14 protein-coding genes are annotated in these 20,131 nt (G+C 42.8%); 12 read left to right on the forward strand and 2 right to left on the reverse strand.

Annotation, left to right across the window (positions count from 1 at the left end):
- Positions 1 to 67 precede the first annotated feature (67 nt).
- Together fusA and NE535_RS02855 are read right to left on the reverse strand one after the other, a co-directional pair.
- Positions 68 to 2,161 carry an elongation factor G gene (gene fusA / locus NE535_RS02850; protein WP_261297180.1) on the reverse strand — a complete coding sequence of 698 codons (2,094 nt, stop codon included), beginning with the start codon at positions 2,159 to 2,161 and terminating at the stop codon, positions 68 to 70.
- Between the two features lie 396 nt (positions 2,162 to 2,557).
- The gene (locus tag NE535_RS02855; RefSeq protein ID WP_261297181.1) at positions 2,558 to 7,111 is read right to left on the reverse strand and encodes an ATP-binding protein; all 4,554 of its coding nucleotides are present in this window, start codon (positions 7,109 to 7,111) and stop codon (positions 2,558 to 2,560) included.
- Positions 7,112 to 7,236: 125 nt separating this feature from the next.
- Between NE535_RS02855 and NE535_RS02860 the strand changes: the two genes are divergently transcribed.
- From NE535_RS02860 to NE535_RS02915, 12 genes are all read left to right on the forward strand, one after another.
- Positions 7,237 to 8,148, forward strand: a complete 912-nt coding sequence (locus NE535_RS02860; protein ID WP_261297182.1) for a LysR family transcriptional regulator — start codon at positions 7,237 to 7,239, stop codon at positions 8,146 to 8,148.
- 82 nt (positions 8,149 to 8,230) lie between these two features.
- On the forward strand, positions 8,231 to 9,397 hold the full coding sequence (locus tag NE535_RS02865; protein ID WP_261297183.1) for a C15 family peptidase: 1,167 nt from the start codon (positions 8,231 to 8,233) through the stop codon (positions 9,395 to 9,397).
- Between the two features lie 51 nt (positions 9,398 to 9,448).
- Positions 9,449 to 10,039, forward strand: a complete 591-nt coding sequence (locus tag NE535_RS02870) for a SprT family zinc-dependent metalloprotease (RefSeq protein WP_261297184.1) — start codon at positions 9,449 to 9,451, stop codon at positions 10,037 to 10,039.
- A gap of 734 nt (positions 10,040 to 10,773) precedes the next feature.
- Positions 10,774 to 11,493, forward strand: a complete 720-nt coding sequence (locus NE535_RS02875; RefSeq protein WP_261297237.1) for an endonuclease — start codon at positions 10,774 to 10,776, stop codon at positions 11,491 to 11,493.
- 27 nt (positions 11,494 to 11,520) lie between these two features.
- Positions 11,521 to 12,261, forward strand: a complete 741-nt coding sequence (gene rsmE / locus NE535_RS02880; protein ID WP_261297185.1) for a 16S rRNA (uracil(1498)-N(3))-methyltransferase — start codon at positions 11,521 to 11,523, stop codon at positions 12,259 to 12,261.
- Between the two features lie 49 nt (positions 12,262 to 12,310).
- A complete protein-coding gene (gene gshB / locus NE535_RS02885) occupies positions 12,311 to 13,261 on the forward strand; it encodes a glutathione synthase (protein ID WP_261297186.1) in 951 nt (316 codons plus the stop codon).
- A 159-nt stretch (positions 13,262 to 13,420) separates the two neighbouring features.
- The gene (locus NE535_RS02890) at positions 13,421 to 14,665 is read left to right on the forward strand and encodes an alkaline phosphatase (RefSeq protein WP_261297238.1); all 1,245 of its coding nucleotides are present in this window, start codon (positions 13,421 to 13,423) and stop codon (positions 14,663 to 14,665) included.
- Between the two features lie 134 nt (positions 14,666 to 14,799).
- Positions 14,800 to 15,834, forward strand: a complete 1,035-nt coding sequence (locus NE535_RS02895) for a methyltransferase (protein WP_261297187.1) — start codon at positions 14,800 to 14,802, stop codon at positions 15,832 to 15,834.
- A gap of 145 nt (positions 15,835 to 15,979) precedes the next feature.
- A complete protein-coding gene (locus NE535_RS02900; protein ID WP_261297188.1) occupies positions 15,980 to 17,644 on the forward strand; it encodes a flagellar assembly protein A in 1,665 nt (554 codons plus the stop codon).
- A 57-nt stretch (positions 17,645 to 17,701) separates the two neighbouring features.
- A complete protein-coding gene (locus NE535_RS02905) occupies positions 17,702 to 18,031 on the forward strand; it encodes a DUF4144 domain-containing protein (RefSeq protein ID WP_261297189.1) in 330 nt (109 codons plus the stop codon).
- 64 nt (positions 18,032 to 18,095) lie between these two features.
- A complete protein-coding gene (locus NE535_RS02910) occupies positions 18,096 to 19,247 on the forward strand; it encodes a site-2 protease family protein (protein ID WP_261297190.1) in 1,152 nt (383 codons plus the stop codon).
- Between the two features lie 289 nt (positions 19,248 to 19,536).
- Positions 19,537 to 20,037: an Lrp/AsnC family transcriptional regulator gene (locus NE535_RS02915; protein WP_261297191.1), complete on the forward strand. Its 501-nt coding sequence runs from the start codon at positions 19,537 to 19,539 to the stop codon at positions 20,035 to 20,037.
- Positions 20,038 to 20,131 lie beyond the last annotated feature (94 nt).

Genomic DNA, 20,131 nt, shown 5'->3' on the forward strand with positions numbered 1-20,131 from the left:
ATTCTTCAAATTTTAAGCATAAAAAAACCGCTGCAAGCAGCGGTTTTTTAAACTGTTAAATTAAGAATTACTTCTTAGCTTCAGCAGCTTTACGTTCTTTAACTTGAGCAACAACTTTCTCAGAAACGCTGTTTGGACATGGTGAGTAGTGAGCGAACTCCATAGAGAACTGACCACGACCAGAAGTCATTGTACGTAGTGAACCGATGTAACCGAACATTTCTGATAACGGTACGTCAGCCTTGATACGAACACCAGTAACGCCAGCGTTTTGATCTTTGATCATACCGCGACGACGGTTTAAGTCACCAATTACGTCACCAACGTTATCGTCTGGGCTGAACACGTCAACTTTCATGATAGGCTCAAGAAGTTGTGGCTTAGCTTTAGCGATTGATTGACGGAAAGCGCCTTTAGCAGCGATTTCGAACGCGATTGCTGATGAGTCAACTGCGTGGAATGCACCGTCAGTTAATTCAAATTCAACGTCTAACACTGGGAAGCCAGCGATAGTACCTGTGTTCATCATGCTACCGAAACCTTTCTGAACCGCAGGCCAGAATTCTTTAGGTACGTTACCACCAACAACTGATGATTTGAACACGAAGCCAGTGTTTGCTTCACCTGGACGGATCTTATAGTCGATCTTACCGAACTGACCAGAACCACCAGACTGTTTCTTGTGCGTGTAGCTATCTTCAACTTCTGCTGTGATAGTTTCACGGTAAGCAACTTGAGGCTCACCAACGATTAGTTCAACACCATAAGTACGCTTAAGGATGTCTACTTTAATGTCTAAGTGAAGCTCACCCATACCTTTAAGGATGGTTTCACCTGAGTCTTCGTCAGTTTCTACGCGGAAAGATGGATCTTCTGCAATCATTTTACCGATAGCGATACCCATTTTCTCTGAACCACCTTTATCTTTTGGCGCTACAGCGATAGAGATAACTGGCTCTGGGAATACCATGGCTTCAAGCGTACATGGGTGCTTAGGATCACATAGTGTGTGACCTGTTTGTACGTTCTTCATACCAACGATAGCGATAATGTCACCCGCTTGCGCAGATTCAATTTCGATACGGTCATCGGCATACATCTCAACCATACGGCCAACACGCTCAGATTTCCCAGTGAACGAGTTAAGGATGGTGTCACCCTTTTTAAGACGACCAGAATAGATACGTACGAATGTTAATGCACCGAAACGGTCATCCATGATCTTGAATGCTAGTGCTTTTAATGGCAAGTCAGCATCAACGATGGCGAATTCGCCGTTTTCAACACCTTCTTCGTCAGTAAGAGGTTGTGGATCAACTTCATCTGGTGCAGGTAAGTAATCAACAACAGCATCAAGCAATAACTGCATGCCTTTGTTCTTGAACGCACTACCACAGTATGTTGGGAAGAATGCCATTGTACGAGTACCCGCACGGATACAACGCTTGATGTCTTCCATAGATGGCTCAACGCCTTCCATGTATGCTTCCATTACGTCATCGTCTTGCTCTACAGCAGTTTCGATTAGCATTTCACGGTATTCTTCAACTAAGTCAACCATGTCAGCTGGCACATCTTGAACTACGAAGTTTTCTGGTAAACCAGAATCATCCCAAATGTGTGCTTTACGAGTTAATAGGTCAACAACACCAGTGAACTCGTCTTCGATACCGATAGGTAGAACCATAACCAATGGGTTAGCTGCTAAAACGTCTTTAGTTTGCTTAACAACACGTAAGAAGTCAGCACCCATACGGTCTAACTTGTTTACGAAGATGATACGCGAAACTTCAGAATCGTTAGCATAACGCCAGTTGGTTTCTGATTGAGGCTCAACACCACCAGAACCACAGAATACGCCGATACCGCCGTCAAGTACTTTAAGCGAACGATATACTTCAACTGTGAAGTCAACGTGGCCTGGAGTATCGATAACGTTGAAACGGTGGTCATTCCAGAAACAGCTTACTGCTGCTGACTGGATAGTAATACCGCGCTCAGCTTCCTGTACCATGAAGTCAGTAGTAGATTCACCATCGTGAACTTCACCGATTTTGTGGATCTTACCGGTTAGCTTAAGGATACGCTCGGTGGTCGTGGTTTTACCCGCGTCAACGTGAGCGAAGATACCAATGTTTCTGTATTTGGATAATTCGGTCATGATTCAACTTTAATGATTAGTTTAAGAAGTAGACGGAGCATGCGAAAAAACTACCGACACACCGCACATCAGGTTATTTAAGGCGCATATTGTAAATTGGAACCTTGCTGGGCGCAAATGGCAGTTGCAATATTTATGATGTTTCGTCAAAAAAAATACGTTTTTTAGACCTTTAATCTATAAAAAACAATAAAATAAAAATAATCGAATATTTTTTAATCAAACAGTAAAAAAACCTAAGTTTTAGCAAAAAGAGCCCATTCGAGCATTCCTGTGTCAGATACAGAGGTTGATATTAAAAAATGCGCTCGATTCGAACAAAAAAATACCCGCTAATAGCGGGTATTTTTATCACAAGATAACAACATTATTTTACTGCCATCTTGTAGGCTTTAATTAAGCTTCAACTGGCGAAATCACAAATAACAGATCGTTTTGGGAAACTTGCTGACCGTTACTGTTTAAAATACGCTCAATTCGGTATGTCTGATCTTCAGGATACAACACCGCATCTTGACGGTTGAACCCCGCCAAGGTGACTTGAGAGAACATTTTCATCGCTTCAGTAAGTGCTAGGGTTTGGTCAACCGTTACTATGTCGCCTTCCTTAACAAAATCAGCTTCACCTGGTGCTGGAGAGCTATAGAAAATACCCGCGCCCTGTGCCAACACTTTAAGCTCATTACTTTCACCAACACGCAGTGATTCAGTATCCACTTTAACGGTTTCGGCAGCCGCTTCCATTTCAGCGATAAGCTCAGGAATATCTAACTCGGCCATTAAGCGTGGTAAGTAATTGGTATCATAAACACCTTCGTTAAAGGTGGTATCCTTCAGAATACGTTTCAATAACGGAATGTTAGTCGCAATACCTTTGATCACTACAGTATCTAGATAGTCATACATTTTCTTGACGACATCTTCACGATCGCTACCGCGAATAATGATCTGTGCGATTAAGCTGTCATAGTATGGCGAGACTTCTTTACCGGTTTCAGCAATCGAAATCAGCTCAACATCATCACGCTGTGGCATGATGCATTCAGTAATTTTACCTGGGTTAGGCAGCAATTGCAGAATACCATGGCTGTCTAAGGCGGCTTTTTCGGCCGTGACACGCACTTCCATGGCATAACCTTGCTCAACCGGCTCTAGCTTCTCAATTGAGCGACCTGCGGCGATATCAAACTGTGCGCTGACGATATCTATACCTGAGGTAGCTTCAGTAACTGGATGCTCAACCTGTAAACGGGTGTTCATTTCCATGAAGTACACTTCGTTAGCATCTAAGTTGTAGATAAACTCAACCGTACCTGCACCCATATAGTCAGTAGCATCACCTAAGGCACGGGTATAATCCATCACCTTTTGCTTCAACTCTTCAGGCAACATAGTTGAACCAGATTCTTCAATCACTTTCTGGTTATTACGTTGTACAGAACAATCACGAATACCCAGTACTTTGGTATTACCAAACTTGTCACGCAGTAACTGCACTTCAATGTGGCGTAACGAGGTAACGTATTTCTCTAGATATAAGTCGCCATTACCAAATGCCGCCGCAGCTTCTGTTGCGGTTTTTTGGAATAAACCAATCATGTCTTCAGGACGTTTAACAACCTGAATACCTTTACCACCACCACCTTGAACGGCTTTAAGTAGCACAGGATAACCAATTTCAAGCGCCACATTCACCGCTTGTTCAGCGTTAGTCAAAATACCATGACTACCTGGAACAACCGGTACATTTTGCGCTTGTGAAGTATGGATAGCATTAGACTTGTTACCCATAGTCGTCATTGAGTGCACGCTTGGACCGACAAAGTTTACGCCGTTGTTAACACACAATGCCGCAAATTGAGGGCTTTCAGATAAGAAACCAATACCTGGGTGTAATGCATCTACGTCTTCGTAATCAGCGACTCGCAATACAGAGTAAGCATTTAAGTAACTTTCATCTGAAGTGTTACCACCAATACAGACGAGCTTGTCGTTCTCTTTCAACATATCCGCTGGTACTGAGGTCATATCAGGATCTGATGCTACCAATACCACGTTGATGTTGTTGTCATGGGCTTTGCGAATTAATTTAACCGCGGTACAACCACGAGCATGGATCAAGACTTTGTTGATAGGCTTCATTAGGGCACGGGGATCATCTTGAAGAATCACTTCTTCAACCTCAACCACTTCTGGCACTAATGTTGATAAAGCTTGACCAATAACATCTTCAATATGAGCTGTTGGTAACGGCATTAATGGATCAATACCGCTTAGCTGGCCATCCAAAGTGTCACTGAACGGGTTATAAACCAAACCTGTCATTGCCCCTGGTACTTTGGATAAGTAGTTAGACAACGTCGCGGTAGATGGTAAATATGCAGGTACAACCATTTGACCCGCAAATGGCATGTTTGTCCCTGACAAATAATAGGTTTGCACTAATGGATGGGTCACAAAGCTAGCTTGTGCACCACCGGTACAGTCACCAAAACCAAACATCAAGACTGGTAATTCATTATCACGAATAAAGCGCGTGATACGGTCATTCACTACCGCCATTGAGAACAGTGCTGCTGCACCTTCTTTCGTTTGCATACCACCTGAACTGATAAAACAAATCACCGGTAATTTACGCTTCGCACATTCAATTAATAGCGCACTGAACTTTTCAGCACTGGCCATATCGAATGCACCCGCTTGGAATGCAGTATTTGATACCGCAACACCAACACGTAATTTTTTACCGTTATGTTTAAAATCAGCCAAACCAGTTATTAAACCGCATGGACGAATTTTCTTATCGATAGCATCTTCAATCGACAAACGGAATCCTGGGAAGTTAAGCAAGTTTGCCGACATTTTGTCAGCATTGATCTCGTCAAACTGAGTGAAGAACTTAGCAATAACGCTCTCCCAACCCATTTTGCCTTTTTGCTTTTCTTCACGAAGCACTTTCTGGATTAACAAATCTTGATAACCCATGGTCAAGCGGTTCCAGAAGTCTTTACGACGACCAATACGCACAGGGTTAATTGCCCCTGTGTACTTGTCGTGCTCGTCTTCACTGTCGAAGTATTCTGGTAATAAACGCTCGAAGAAGTAGGTTAAAATAACGAATAATGAATCGTTAAGTTGTGGGAAACCGACACTCTTCCATTGCTCTACGCGGGTTAATAACTCAGCACGGTTAGACTGTGCCATAAAGTATTTAAGCCATTTGTAGAACTTAGCTTTGTCGTTAGCTTCATCATTAGTTGATAACGCGATATCAATCGACTTGTGTAATAACTTATCAACCGAAGTACGAGCTAAGCTTTTAGACATCATCGCTTCTTTAGAAATCGACGCTAAGCTACCGACGACGTTATCATATAGGGCGTTGAAGATAAGAATGTTATGACATTGCCAAATGAAGTCTTCACGCAACTCGTCATTTACAACCACATCCAATACCGTCAGTTGGTTCAGCTCTGGCCAAGGCGCTTGGGTAACAGACTTAGGTAATGACTCTAAATGCTGAATTAAGCCTTTAAAGTTGTTTGCAGCGTTGCTTTTCCAGCGATGATACAAGGACCAACCAATGTTGAACAATAAAGCCTTACGGGCTTTTTTATAGTTCTCTTTTGGTTCACCTAAAATAAAGCGCGTAATCACGTTACGCTCGGTCGACACTTCACTGCGCTTAGCAGTAAAGTTGCCCCATAACTTGTTGAGCTCTTCGTCATAAACCAATTTATCTGGGTTAGTTAACCAAGCTTGGAATACACGTTCTTGCTCTTGCTTGATACGCTCAAGTAAGTCACCTTCAGGTACGCTAACTTTCGATAAACGACCATACTGCTCTAATGAAATAGAGTGAATGCGGCTGCGTAAAGTTAAGTAACGTAAATAACGGTATGCACTACCAAAAATGTTGTGGTGCATCGTCGGGTTGCTAGCGACAGCCAAACCTGTGTTATTTTCAAGTGTGATCAGATTTTTAGACGGCGCTAAGAAACGCTGTAAACTGCGATCGTAGTGTTCTTTTAAATCGTCAGACTCACGCACAAAGTTTACTGCAGCACGTTCAATGGCTTCAATAGAACTGATAATGGCACGACGTAAGTTATGCTGACGTTCGTCTTTATCACTTGGGGTGAAGTCAACAATGCCGTCAATGCAACCCGCGGTATACAACTCTTCAGGTGATACCCCAACTGACTTAGCACATTCCTGCCAAGATAAGTTGTACTTACGTGCAATACTTTGTAAGCCCTGAGGTTGAATAGTATTGAAAATACCATCACGAATAGACAATAAAATGTTGGCGGCAGCCAGTGGAATAGCACCACCAGAATAGCCAGCACCAATAACAATACCTACAGTAGGCACGTCAACGTTGGCACTTTCGGCAATCGCTTTAGAAATGGTATGTGCTTGGTTTTGACTATTAGCCACTTCACCAGCATCAGCACCTGGGGTGTCGATAAGGAAAACAATCGGCATAGACAGCTCAGCAAAGTGACGGATCGCTTTACAGGCCGCTAAATGATGTTCTGGCATCCAAGCGCCGTTTGCAGTACTGCGCTCTTGGGCAATAAAACCAACGCGGCGAGTACGCGTACCGAAGTTTAGTTCCACTTCAGCACGGTAAAATGACCCTATGTGGCTTTCTGAGATGATTTTGCCTTTAAGGTCAGCAATCATACGCTTAGCGCCGGGACGATTTTTATCTTGAGATGGTAAAATAACTTTGTTGACGTATCCGTCAACATCTAAAGATGCCAAACCTTTTAAGTTTGATTGAATTGCATCTTCAGTTAATAACCCTTTAATTTCTTCCGACAAACTCTGCTTACTATGAGCAGGAAATAACGAAAAATCTTTTGCCAAGTGTTCAGCTTGTAAAAATAATGGATCTGCTGAAAGTACTTGGGTCTTGTTAGCGGGCTGCTTTTTGCTGGTCATCCTTAGATCCTCTGCGTCGTTAGCCTCTGAAATTTTTAGCCCGTAAATATAACTTTGTTAATAGGCTAATTACCATATAAACTACCTTGAACGCTTCGTTCCATTTTTGAGACAGTGAGGGCAAGATGCCGGATTTGAACGGTATGATGCTGTTTACAGCGGTAGTAAGGGCTAACGGATTCTCTCAAGCTGCACGAGACATCGGACAACCTAAATCAACAATTAGCCGAAAAGTTGCACAACTTGAAGAAGAATTAGGGGTCCGTTTATTACAAAGAGACTCTAGAAATATCAGTCTAACGCAAATTGGCGCACTGTTTTTTCAGCATTGTGAAACCATCAGTCAAGAAATTGAAGCCGCAAAAGCGATAATTGAAAACACTCATAGTGACATTGCAGGCTCCCTAAGAATTGCCATTCCTGTGTCTTTTTCTCAAGAAGTCATTGGCCATTTATGCTCAAGTTTTATGCGGCTATACCCTAATATTGAATTGGATATTCAGTTTACCGATAACGACATAGGTTTAGTCGGCGAAGGTTACGATATCGCAATAAAATATGGCCCATTACAATCGTCTGACTTAGTGGCAAGATTGCTTTTTGAACGTCAGCCGATTTTAGTTGCCAGCCCCAATTACATCAAAAAACACGGTGCCCCCGCCACGCCACAAGAGTTAACTAAGCACCAAGGTATTTTATTAGGTACCAGCTTATCGGCGCCGATTTGGTCTATTGGTAAAGGAAATCGTAAAATCATGGCGACATTTCAGCGTAAAGTGAGGGTTAATAGCGCCAAAATGGTAAAACGTTTCGCACTGGATGATTTTGGCATCGCCCTGCTGTCCAACACCAGCTGTAAACAAGAAATTGCATCTGGCAGCCTAGTGCCTATATTACAAGAGTGGCCAATGGATCCGATTAAAGTATACGGGGTGTATTCCAGCCGCAGACAACTCGCATCAAATATCAGTGCCTTTTTAGACTTTATCTCTAAACGATACAGCAACCAAGAATCACTGACTTCAATCGTTAAGTAAGCCGCTGCCATTTATAGGCCTTTCTATGCTATAACCAAATAACCATTGCCTGATATGTGCCGCCAGAACAAGGACCGACAAGATGATATCCAAGCACTTACTGAGCTTATCAACCTTATTACTTATAACCACTAGCGCGATGGCTCAGGCCAATACCCTATCAAAAGATGTGGAAGAGTTACGTGTGCCACTGGCCAGTAAAGCCATGCCGCAAGTGGTGGAACGTTACCAAGGCATCTCTGAAAGCTTAAGTAACAAACTCCTGAGCGAAACTAACGAGTTAACCATGACTCAAATGGTTGCTAATGAAGGTCAGCGTTTATGGCAGCAAGCCGTTCGAGATGTGCAATCAGGTAATAGCGATGATCGCACCTTGTACTGGAGTCGTCTTATCATGCGCGCCAGCCTAAAAACTCAACCAGCTGGCTTTAACATGGCAAGTTGGCAGCGTGAAATACTGGTCAGTGCAATAGAAAAATCGTCGCGCGGCTTTAGTGATATCAATTTCAAACCCGACAGCCGCATCAAAATTCTGCTAACAGGATTTGACCCGTTCTTTCTAGACAAAGACATTGGCCAAAGTAACCCCTCAGGGGTAACGGCTTTAGCCTTGGATGGTTACACATTTAACGTTAATGGTAAAAAAGCCCAAATTGAAACCGTGATGATCCCGGTGCGTTTTGCCGATTTTGATAACGGTATGATTGAATCGTTATTAACCCCGATTTATCGTGACAACAGTGTGGATATGATTTTTACCGTCAGTATGGGACGTGAACAATTTGATATTGAACGTTTCCCCTCTCGAAATCGCACCGCCGCCGCCCCAGATAACCTAAATGTGTTAACCGGTGCATCAACAACCAAGCCTATTGCCCCATTACTGAATAACAAAAGCTTAAATGGTCCTGAATTTGTGGAGTTTTCTCTTCCCGTTGCCGCCATGCAACAGGTCAAAGGCAAATGGGCCGTTAATGATAACCATCAGGTCAGCACGGTTTCAGGTGGGCAATTTGATGCAAAATCCCTTAATGAGTTACAGAACGTCATCTCTGTAGAGGGATCTGGCGGGGGATATCTTTCAAATGAAATCTCTTACCGAAGCATATTACTTATGCAACAATTTAATCGAAACCTACCCGTCGGACATATTCACACCCCTATAGTGAAGGGACATGACGCTGAAGTTGAACACCAGATTGTTGAACAAATTAAGGCTATGGTTGCTGCCGCAGCTGCAACTTTGTAATATCAAGCACCTTGTTAATGTATCGATTTTCTCAATAGGTTATTTCTGCAAATGCAGCAGTATTTTAATAAGCATTTACGTCATATTGGTCACGCGCTGGGGTTGGTTAATACCAAACCCAGCACAGCTAAAGCGCGTGTACCAAAACCGCAAATAATCACGCCACTGCAACAAACTATTTTGGATAAAATAGAAGTCGATTACCAACTCGCTGAGCACTACTTTAATAAATCATTCCCTCGCCCAGAAGTGCAATTCACCTTAAGGGGAAAAAGTGCTGGCACCGCACATTTACAGTTAAATAAATTGCGCTTTAATCCTGTATTGTTAGCGGAAAATGTCAGCGCCTTTTTAGATGATGTCGTCCCTCACGAAATCAGCCACCTAGTCTGTTTTCAAGTCTTTGGTCGCGTAAAACCCCACGGTGCAGAATGGCAAAGCATTATGCGTAAGGTTTATCAACGTGTCCCTAAAACCACCCATAAATTAGACACGCTATCGGTTCGCGGTAAACAATTTGAGTATTTTTGTGGCTGCGGCAGTGTGCAACTTAGCATTAGACGACATAACAATGTTGTACGTGGTAAAACCCAATATCGCTGTAAAACTTGCCAACATATGCTGCAAAGCGATCCTATTTAACGCATACGCCTATACTGGTGAAGCAAATAAGTGTCACTCATCTCTGCATGCTAAAACCGTAACCGTTTTTTATTTTACTAGCAGTTCAAAATGGCATTTAGCTAATAGGGTTAACATTAACACATCATTGGTTGATTATTTTTTGGCTTAATGGCAAATTTGAGAACACCTGCTACAAACCAAAGCCATACAAAGGATCTGTATGATAAATAACATCAACAAAACACAAAGCTACCTCGGCATCACTTGGACATTGTCTCTATTCAATATTATATTTTTAAGTCCTGTTGCAGCAGTCTTAATCGCCTTCACTCTTTCAAGCCATGGTTTTCCACTTGAATTTATGTTTGAAAATTGGGGGCTATCTGCTTATATCTGCATTTCATTTATCAGTTCGATTATTTTTATTTTAAAAAGTAAATCGTTCGACTCTCATAATTTTAAATCGACATTTATGTATAGTTACTGCCAAATATCAGCATGACACTTTTTGTACTGTTTATTTTATTCATTTCAAGTAAACCAGTAGTTATGACTATCTCCTCGCATTAACGGCTCAATAAATAGCCTTAAAATCAATATTGAGCAGATTTCATCCCCCATCATTGCATCAGTCGAAAGTATCCCTTACCATCACGCAAAAATGACAGACAAGCTGTGTCTTTTAGCCGCTTGAGTCTGCAGAATTCATCATATTTAAGGTCAGCGCTATTATGCTTTTTCCAACTATCAAAATGCGTTCAATCGTATTTTGCAGCTTGCTATGTGTTTTCATTGCTCCTATTACCGCTCACTCTGCTTCACACCCAACGAGTTTTAATCAGGCTAAAAAAATGATCCGCAAGATCTACCAAAATAATTTGCCTTTGCAGAGCTTTTACTGTGGTTGCGATATCACCATAGCCGGTAAAGTATGGCAGCCAGAACTGGAAAAGTGCGGCTATCAAGTGCGTAAGCAGCAAGTTCGCGCCAACCGTATTGAATGGGAACACGTAGTTCCAGCGTGGGAATTTGGTCATCAACTGCAATGCTGGCAGCAAGGTGGGCGTAAAAATTGTGGTAAAACCAGCCCTGAGTTTAACAAAATGGAATCCGACTTACACAACCTTACTCCAGCCATTGGTGAAGTGAACGGCGATCGCAGTAATTTTCGTTTTAGTCAATGGAATGGCAAAGCCGACCAATACGGTCAATGTGACATGATTGTAGACTTCAAAGGTAGAAAAGTGCAGCCACCAGCAAAAAGTCGTGGCGCGATTGCCAGAACCTACTTTTATATGCAGCAATCATACAAGTTACAAATTTCATCTAGCCAGCGCCAACTTTTCCAAGCATGGGATAAAATGTACCCCGTGGATAAAAATGAATGTAAACGTGATAAGTTAATTGCTAATGCGCAAGGCAATCATAATGATTTTGTCTACAAACAATGTCAGAATCTAGGCTTTAACTAATAACACTCAGCTCGGATAACGCAACCTATGAGAATCCCAAAGATTTACCAAGCGATTGATGCCTTAAATATCGGTCAAATTGTTGCTTTAGATGAAGATGGCGCAGCGCATATTGGCAGAGTGTTACGCATGAATGAAGGCGATCAAATCAGCCTTTTTTGTGGTGATGGTAATGATTATTTAGCTGAAATAACTCAATCCAGTAAGAAAAATGTCTCAGTAAAGGTCTTATCTACAACGGCGAATTTGACCGAGTCACCATTAGATTTACACCTCGGGCAAGTCATCTCTCGCGGTGACAGAATGGACTTTACCATTCAAAAATCGGTAGAGTTAGGCGTAACCACTATTACCCCATTATTTTCTGAACGCTGTGGTGTTAAGCTTAGCGGCGAACGTTTAGAGAAAAAGATCCAGCAGTGGCAAAAAATTGTTATCAGTGCTTGCGAACAATCGGGTCGCAGTGTTGTGCCACAGGTGCGCCCAGCAATGGATTTAATAGATTGGTGCCAAGAACAAACCCAGGCATTAAAGCTGAATTTACATCCGCGAGCCGCTCACGGTATTAATGGCTTAACCCAATTAGGCCAACACAATAAAGTGCGTTTGCTTATCGGCCCTGAAGGTGGCTTATCGGATCAAGAAATTAGCATGACTGAACAATTTAGTTTTACAGACGTATTGTTAGGCCCAAGAGTGCTTCGCACCGAAACCGCGGCTCTCACGGCAATAACGGCATTACAACTCAAATTTGGTGATATCGGTTAATGAGCCCAGCTCACACCCAATAACATAATCACATTTTAAGGATATCTACATGATCAAGCTCGGCATCGTGATGGACCCAATCAGCGACATCAACATCAAAAAAGACTCAAGCTTCGCCATGTTACTTGCAGCCCAGTCTCGCAGCTACCAGTTGTTCTATATGGAAATGCAAGATTTAGCGATGGTTAACGGTAAAGCAATGGGTAATATGCGCCCGTTAACCGTTTACAATGATGCAGCTAAATGGTTTGACTTGGGCGAAGCAACAGATACACCTTTATCAGACCTAGATGTGGTGTTAATGCGTAAAGACCCGCCGTTTGATACCGAATTTATCTATGCAACTTACATGCTTGAACGTGCAGAAGAAGAAGGCACACTTATTGTCAATAAGCCGCAAAGCTTGCGTGATGCCAATGAAAAACTGTTCACTGCGTGGTTTTCAGAGTTCACGCCAGAAACCATCGTTACCCGAGATGCCAAACGCATTCGGGCGTTTCACCAACAAAAGTCTGACATTATCATTAAACCGTTAGACGGTATGGGCGGCAGTTCTATTTTCAGAATTAAGCAAGATGATCCCAACGTGGGCGTTATTATTGAAACCTTAACCAATCACGGCCAACAATACGCTATGGCTCAGGCTTTTATTCCTGAAATCACTTTAGGTGATAAACGCATTTTAGTGGTTGACGGTGAGCCGGTACCATACTCACTGGCACGCATTCCGATGAAAGGAGAAACCCGTGGTAATTTAGCGGCAGGAGGCAGCGGCGTTGCCCAACCCTTATCAGAAAGTGATTGGAAAATTGCCCGAGCACTGGGCCCAGAATTAAAAAAACGCGGCTTAATATTTGTCGGTTTAGATGTGATTGGTGATAAACTCACCGAGATAAATGTAACCAGCCCAACCTGTATACGTGAAATAGAAGCCGCATTCGACGTAGACATTACCGGAATGCTGATGGATGCCATCGAGGCTCGTGTAAACAACGCTTAATAATCAGGAATTTTCATGCTGTTTTTAAACACTTACCGTGGTTTTATTGCTGCATTCATTTTAGCATGTAGCCAATTCGTTACCATAAATGCTGACGCTAATGACAATGATTTAGCAACACAAAAGCAAGCTTTAGCAAGTACGCCAGCGGCGATTGCAATGGCAAACAATGCGCAAAACATTTCTCAATCTCGTCCTAAAAATATCATTATTATGATAGGCGATGGAATGGGGCCCGCTTACACCTCGGGATACCGTTACTATAAAGATAATCCTGAAACCGAAGAAGTTGAGCAAACAGTATTTGACCGCCTTCTGGTTGGCATGGCCAGCACCTATCCTGCCAGAGTCAGCGGTTATGTAACTGATTCGGCCGCGGCGGCAACAGCGTTATCAACCGGTTTTAAAAGTTACAATGGCGCGATCAGTGTTGATGTGGAAAAACGTCAACTTGCCACCTTACTTGAAAAAGCCAAAGCACTGGGATTATCTACGGGTGTCGCTGTCAGCTCGCAAGTGAACCACGCCACACCAGCGGCTTTTTTAACCCACAGTGAAAGCCGTAAAAACTACACGGAAATTGCTGAGCGCTATCTTGATACCGACGCGGATGTAATTTTAGGGGGTGGACAACGTTATTTTTCAGAAGAACTGATCAACAAGTTCACCGCGAAAGGTTACCAGCACATCACAGAAATGAGCCAACTTAACTCAGTGACCACACCTAAGGTGTTGGGGTTATTAGCTGACGTACAATTACCTTGGGTAATCAATGACAAACAAGCTAATCAGCTCAGTTTACTAACACAAAAGTCACTCGAATTACTGTCTCAAAACCCAAACGGCTTCGTGTTATTGGTTGAAGGCAGCTTAATTGACTGGGCTGGACACAGTAACGATATCGCTACCGCCATGGCTGAAATGGATGGCTTTGCCCACAGTATCGAGGTGGTTGAGCAATTTGTGCGCGAGCAAAAAGACACTTTAATGATAGTCACCGCTGATCATAATACAGGAGGGTTATCTGTGGGTGCTAACGGTGAATATGTGTGGAAGCCGGAAGTATTACATCAGGTAAAAGCCAGCCCAGACATGATTGCCGCGCAAGCGATTGCCGCACAGGAATGGCAGCCGATAGTGACAAATTTATTAGGGTTTGAACCAAAAATTCAAGAATTTGCCACACTGACTAATGCCCGTATGCAAGGTAATGAAGCCATGGCGATTGCCTTGCGTAAGCTTATCGACATCTATTCAAATACCGGTTGGACAACAGAAGGTCACACGGGCGATGATGTGCAAGTATTTGCTGCTGGCCCTGGTGCAAAACTATTTTCAGGCCATCAAGACAATACCGATATTGCCAACAAGATTTTTAGCTTACTGCCCTCATCTGCGCAGTAACGCAACATGATTGCTAGCAAAGTAGAATGAATGATTATATGGCCTAAATTTAGCCACATAAGATTACCTTTGAAGCGCCCCCTGTCGCTTCAAATTTTTTAACGGCTCCGCTAAAAAACTGATAGTAGGTCAACGTGTTAACAAATCCATCTCAATTAATATTAAGAAACAGCGACGAATTTGCCGGTCTTAACCTGCTTATCATTAATTATGAGTCCGATACGTTAGCGCAGCAGTGCCTCGAAAGCGCCAAACAGGTTACCGCCTTGGCGTTAGACTTTCACCATCACCTGGCCTTAGCACCTTTAGCAAATGACAACCTGCGCTGTTACTTTGGCCACAAATTACCCGACACGCTTGATGGTGAAAAATTTGATGCTGTCATAGTGTATTTCCCTAAAGCCAAGCCCTTAGCAGAATACTTATTTACCCTAGCAGCCACTCATCTTAGTGACGACGGTTTATTACTTGTCGTCGGTGAAAACAAAGGCGGGATTAAATCTGTTAGCAAATTACTGCCCGATTTTTTCAGCCCTGCAACCAAGCTTGATAATGCGCGACACAGTTTACTATATCGGGCCTTTTTAACCCGTTCTGCGCCTACATTAGTGATGCAAGATTGGATCAGCGAATATACTTTAACGACTCCGCAAGGTGATATTACTATTTGTAACTTTGTTGGGGTATTTAGCGAGAAAAAGCTCGACCTTGGCACAGAGTTACTGCTGTCTCACCTTCCAAAATTAAGCGGGCGTGTATTAGATTTTGGCTGTGGCGCAGGCGTAATTACCGTGGCATTACTCAAACAATACCCGGACCTGAACATTGAATGTATCGATATCAATGCAATGGCACTAGCATCATGTCAGTTGACCTTAAACGCCAACAACATGCAGGCTAAAGTGTACCCATCGGACGGGTTTAACCAAATTAGCGATAAGTTTGACGGCATTATTTCTAACCCACCTTTTCATGATGGTTTAGACAGTACCTTTGCTATCGCCAATGCGTTTGTTAGCCAAAGCGCCGCACGTTTAAATCCCAAAGGGGTTTGGCAAATTGTGGCAAATAGACATTTACCCTATGCCGATAACATTGCCAAGGCTTTTGGCTCAGTCATAGTGCCTGCGGAAAACAACAAGTATAAATTGTACTTTCAAAAACTCTGAACCTGAAAGCTAGGTTAAAGGACACACTTTACAGCCCGCTACAGTCATTGATGCTGGATTATCAAGCTGAATTCGGCTAGATTTAGGCTATGTTGATATTTATCAAACCTAATATCTCAAATAAAAACAATAAACAAAGGATGTTATGTTAGAACCTACTCTTGCCGTATTAAGTGCAGACCTATCAAAGGTCGAGCTGAGGCTTACCCCAAATACTCACGGGCCGATTTCAACTGAGGATGTCACTCAGTTACTTAAGCAGCCTGAATTTGCGATGTTATTTCCGATCACCCCAGCTATTGATAAAGCCGTCAACGAAGTTAACGCCCTTTATGGTCAAAATCCTGGTAAACACGAACTTTTTTTCACTATTGCTGAACGTAAAGATGGCACGATCAATATTAAAGTCAGCGATGACAAAATGCATGCATCAATGACAATCACCTCTGCATGGGGTGGAAAAGACATTGTATTAGCTGATGTGTTGAACACCCTTAAAAGCCATAAAATTAAAATGGGCTTAAGTAAGCCTAAAATCATGGCGTTGATGCAAAGGTTAGATATTTTACCGCCTGGCGAAAGCTGTGAAGGTGAAATTGCCACGGGCAAAGCTCCTGTTAATGGCGAACACGCCATATTAACCCGGAAAGTCCCGTTAGCCCGAGAAAGACTATTGCAACCTCAGGAGCGCGAAGATGGCTCTGTCGATATGCGAAACCTCGGAGCGCAGGTTACCGTTAAACCCAATGATGTGTTAATGATTAAAAAGCCAGCTACCAATGGTGTAGCGGGTTATAACGTGCATGGTGATACCTTAAACCAAATCCCCGGCAAAGATCAGTTAATGATCCCCGGTGATGGTACCGCTTTGCATCCTAACGATGCCAATAAACTGATCGCCACTGTATCGGGTCAGCCGGTAGAAAACCGTAAAGGCATGCAAGTTGATGACGTACTACAAATTAAAAATGTCGATGTAAAATACGGTCATGTCGATTTTAAAGGCAGTATTTTAATCACGGGTGATGTGCACGAAGGCATGGAAGTGAAGTCCAGCGGTGATATTACCGTAATGGGCTTTGTCGACTCCGCCACCCTTGAAGCTGAGGGCGACGTTATTGTCAGTAAAGGTGTCATTGGCCGATTAATTAAAGACCATGAGTTAAGCACCAAAATTTCAGCTCAGGGACAAATTTGTGCTCAGTTTGTGCAATATTCTGAGTTAAAAGCCCAGGGTGAAATCCTAGTCACTAAACAGTTATTACATAGCCACTCAGAATCTGGCAGCACTATTACCGTCAGTGATGCAACGGGTAAACGGGGTGACTTAGTCGGCGGTAAAGCAACCGCTGCTAAAGGTATTCATGCTATTGCCTTTGGTGCAACGGCGGGAACAAAAACCGAATTATTTTGTGGTATGCAACAACAAGAACTAAAGCAAAGCTTAAAAGCATTAGATGAAAGTATTAAGCAATTAGTTGTCGCTGGGCTTGATATCGAATCAAGATTAAGAAAACTACCCCCCAAGACAGAATGGCAAAATGATGCAGGGATGATTGAGCAAGTGAAAATGATGCTTGATCAAAAAAATCAGATTGCCGCTGAACGTTTGAAAGAAGAAATTGAATTCGAACAAATTAAAAATGAAGTCGAAGATTATTACGATAAATATTTTATTAAAGCAGGCCGAAATATATTCGCCAACGTTGAGGTGCATATTGGTAATGCCCAAAACCGTACTCAACGTGAGCACGGCCCTTGTGTTGTAAAAAACATTAATGCTGAAATCAGTTATGACTACAGCAAGTAAATCAGGAAGCCACTAACGTTATGAACACGTATTATCCTGCTAAGTGTGTTCACAGCCATGGATAATGTCCACTGGCCAGCCATCGTGCAACTGCATTTGCACGATGAGCTCATCTACATAAACACCCCTCAAGCGTGGCAAGACTTTCTTATCACTGATGCGATCCATCTGGTGACCGAAGACCTACTGATTGACAGTAGCGGCCAAAGCTATTCATTTTGTCAGCAAGCAAATCAGCACAGTCTTACCCCCTCTGGTAAGTTAACCGTCAGCCAGTTTATCCCTGTAGTACAACAATTTGCTCAATTACAGGGGCATTGCTGCAGCAGTAAGCTGATGTTTACCAGCTTCGAACAAGGTTTTGCGATAATAGATCAGCTAGATTGATTGAGCTATTGCTAACCCTCTGGCAAAATAGGGCTAATTTTAGTGAGTGAACTTGAGAGTGTGCATGGAGTTATTAAATATTGAGTGTTTGGGTAAACGGTTACGTTTAGAAGGCTCAATGGCAGGTTGGCAACAGTTATTCTGGGACAATCAACTGGTATCGCAAAAATCAGCCTCACCAGATAACCAAGTATTTAATATTCATCAATTTGAGTTAACCTTACAGCCATCGTCGCCCCCTTCAGATGAGGCTTTATCACAACCGCTCCAAACTGACACCCTAGTTGAAACTCACCTAAAAAAAATTCCCGTCCGTCTTGAAGTCGACGTTAAATGGCAGCCATTTAATCTTCAATATTGTGTATTAATTGATGAAGAACAGGTTAGTCAAGGACAGCGCACCACTAAAGATATTGAACAACAAGTACCTGAAATCCCAACACCCAAAGCCAACAAAATCAGCATAGTGGGCTTAGCCTCATTAGGTTTTAAACTATTAAAAAGCGCTAAGGTGGTGAAAGCCTTGTTAGCCGGAGCCAGTGTTGCCGCTTATTCATGGCTATTCTCTATTGAATTCGCCCTCGCCTTAATTGCCTGTTTAGTATTTCATGAATATGGCCACATTAGAGCTATGAAGCACTTTGGCATGAAAACCAAAGGTATCTATTTAATCCCCTTTATGGGCGGTTTAGCCTTAAGCGATGAGCGAATTAACACCCGCTGGCAAGATGTGGTTATCTCCATCATGGGGCCAACTTTTGGTTTGTTTTTGTCTATCGCTTGCTTGGTAGCTTACTGGATCACCGGCAATGTTTTTTTTGCCGGCGTAGCCGCCTTTAACGCGTTACTCAACCTGTTTAATCTGTTGCCTATTCTGCCATTAGATGGTGGCCATATTTTAAAAAGCATCAGCTTTTCGATGAATAGCGTCACAGGGTTAATCGCCTGTGTTGCCGGAGCCGCTATTGGGGTATTTATCAGTTACAGCTTAGGCTTAGCCTTGTTAGGTTTCTTATTATTAATTGGTAGTGTAGAGATTGTTTTTGAATGGCGCGGTCGTCATCAAAGTCATTTGTTACCGCTAGACCGTTATGGACAGATCTTTTCAGCTATTTGGTATTTGCTAACCGTTAGTGCGTTAATCGGCATTATTTGGGTTATTGCGGGTACGGGTGATGATATGCTGCGGATGCCGCTAGAGATATTAAAAAGCTAATTGATATGAAGTGAGTTTGAGGTGTGTTTGAAATTTATTGAAGCCGCCTCAACTTACTTTTTGGTAAACTTCCAACGACCGTTAAACCGCTTTTTATGCCGTTTTATATACATCAGGAGTCCAAAGCTCCATTACAAAATGGTGGGAGATCCAGACACTGCGAATGTCACCCACAATCGCCGATAATCATCGTTCACCCAACGTTTAAAAACTCATTTGCTCAAGATTTTTGGCAAACTTGGCTAAGGCTGGCAAACTAGGGGGAGACCCCGTTAACTATAAGCTTTCGATGATAGATACTCACCCATACAAACTTGATCAACTCGACTTAACCATTTTGCGTTTACTGCAAACCCACGGCAGGTTATCTAACCTCGAACTGGCTAATAGGGTCGGCTTGTCGCCTTCCCCTTGCTCGCGCCGTGTTAAAGGCCTAGAAGAGGCCGGTTATATTGCCGATTATACGACGCGTCTGTCGGCGGATAAGTTCAACCTACATTTGACCGCTTATATCCATGTGCGGATGGAAAAACACACGCCGGCGATCCTCAATCAATTTGAAAATAATGTACTGTCCTACGAAGAAGTCCAAGAATGCGCGCTGCTCACAGGTTCAGAAGCCGACTACCAACTTAAAGTGCTAGTACAAGATATGGCGCACTTTCGCACTTTCCTGTTAGATAAACTGACGACAAATGTGCATATCGCGGGTGTGCATTCCAGCTTTGTGTTGAAAAAGGTCAAAGACCACACCGCCATTCCCTTAAGCCATATCAACATTCAACCATAAGCTCTGTAAAAGATACCGCGTCAGACACAGGGTGCTGCGACATCTCAGACTTATCAAGTTCCAGTAGCAGCTTAGGTAAAGTCATAACGTCAAA

The organism is Shewanella holmiensis (genome assembly GCF_025370255.1).
In the GTDB taxonomy this organism is placed as follows: Bacteria; Pseudomonadota; Gammaproteobacteria; order Enterobacterales; family Shewanellaceae; genus Shewanella; species Shewanella holmiensis.

Excerpts from the sequence above, each read along its gene's own strand:
- NE535_RS02910 (WP_261297190.1), top strand. The coding sequence starts at position 18,096 with ATGGAGTTATTAAATATTGAGTGTTTGGGTAAACGGTTACGTTTAGAA.
- NE535_RS02865 (WP_261297183.1), top strand. The coding sequence starts at position 8,231 with ATGATATCCAAGCACTTACTGAGCTTATCAACCTTATTACTTATAACC.
- gshB (WP_261297186.1), top strand. The coding sequence starts at position 12,311 with ATGATCAAGCTCGGCATCGTGATGGACCCAATCAGCGACATCAACATC.
- NE535_RS02870 (WP_261297184.1), top strand. The coding sequence starts at position 9,449 with ATGCAGCAGTATTTTAATAAGCATTTACGTCATATTGGTCACGCGCTG.
- NE535_RS02890 (WP_261297238.1), top strand. The coding sequence starts at position 13,421 with ATGGCAAACAATGCGCAAAACATTTCTCAATCTCGTCCTAAAAATATC.
- fusA (WP_261297180.1), bottom strand. The coding sequence starts at position 2,161 with ATGACCGAATTATCCAAATACAGAAACATTGGTATCTTCGCTCACGTT.
- NE535_RS02905 (WP_261297189.1), top strand. The coding sequence starts at position 17,702 with ATGGATAATGTCCACTGGCCAGCCATCGTGCAACTGCATTTGCACGAT.
- NE535_RS02860 (WP_261297182.1), top strand. The coding sequence starts at position 7,237 with ATGCCGGATTTGAACGGTATGATGCTGTTTACAGCGGTAGTAAGGGCT.
- NE535_RS02915 (WP_261297191.1), top strand. The coding sequence starts at position 19,537 with ATGATAGATACTCACCCATACAAACTTGATCAACTCGACTTAACCATT.
- rsmE (WP_261297185.1), top strand. The coding sequence starts at position 11,521 with ATGAGAATCCCAAAGATTTACCAAGCGATTGATGCCTTAAATATCGGT.
- NE535_RS02900 (WP_261297188.1), top strand. The coding sequence starts at position 15,980 with ATGTTAGAACCTACTCTTGCCGTATTAAGTGCAGACCTATCAAAGGTC.
- NE535_RS02855 (WP_261297181.1), bottom strand. The coding sequence starts at position 7,111 with ATGACCAGCAAAAAGCAGCCCGCTAACAAGACCCAAGTACTTTCAGCA.
- NE535_RS02875 (WP_261297237.1), top strand. The coding sequence starts at position 10,774 with ATGCGTTCAATCGTATTTTGCAGCTTGCTATGTGTTTTCATTGCTCCT.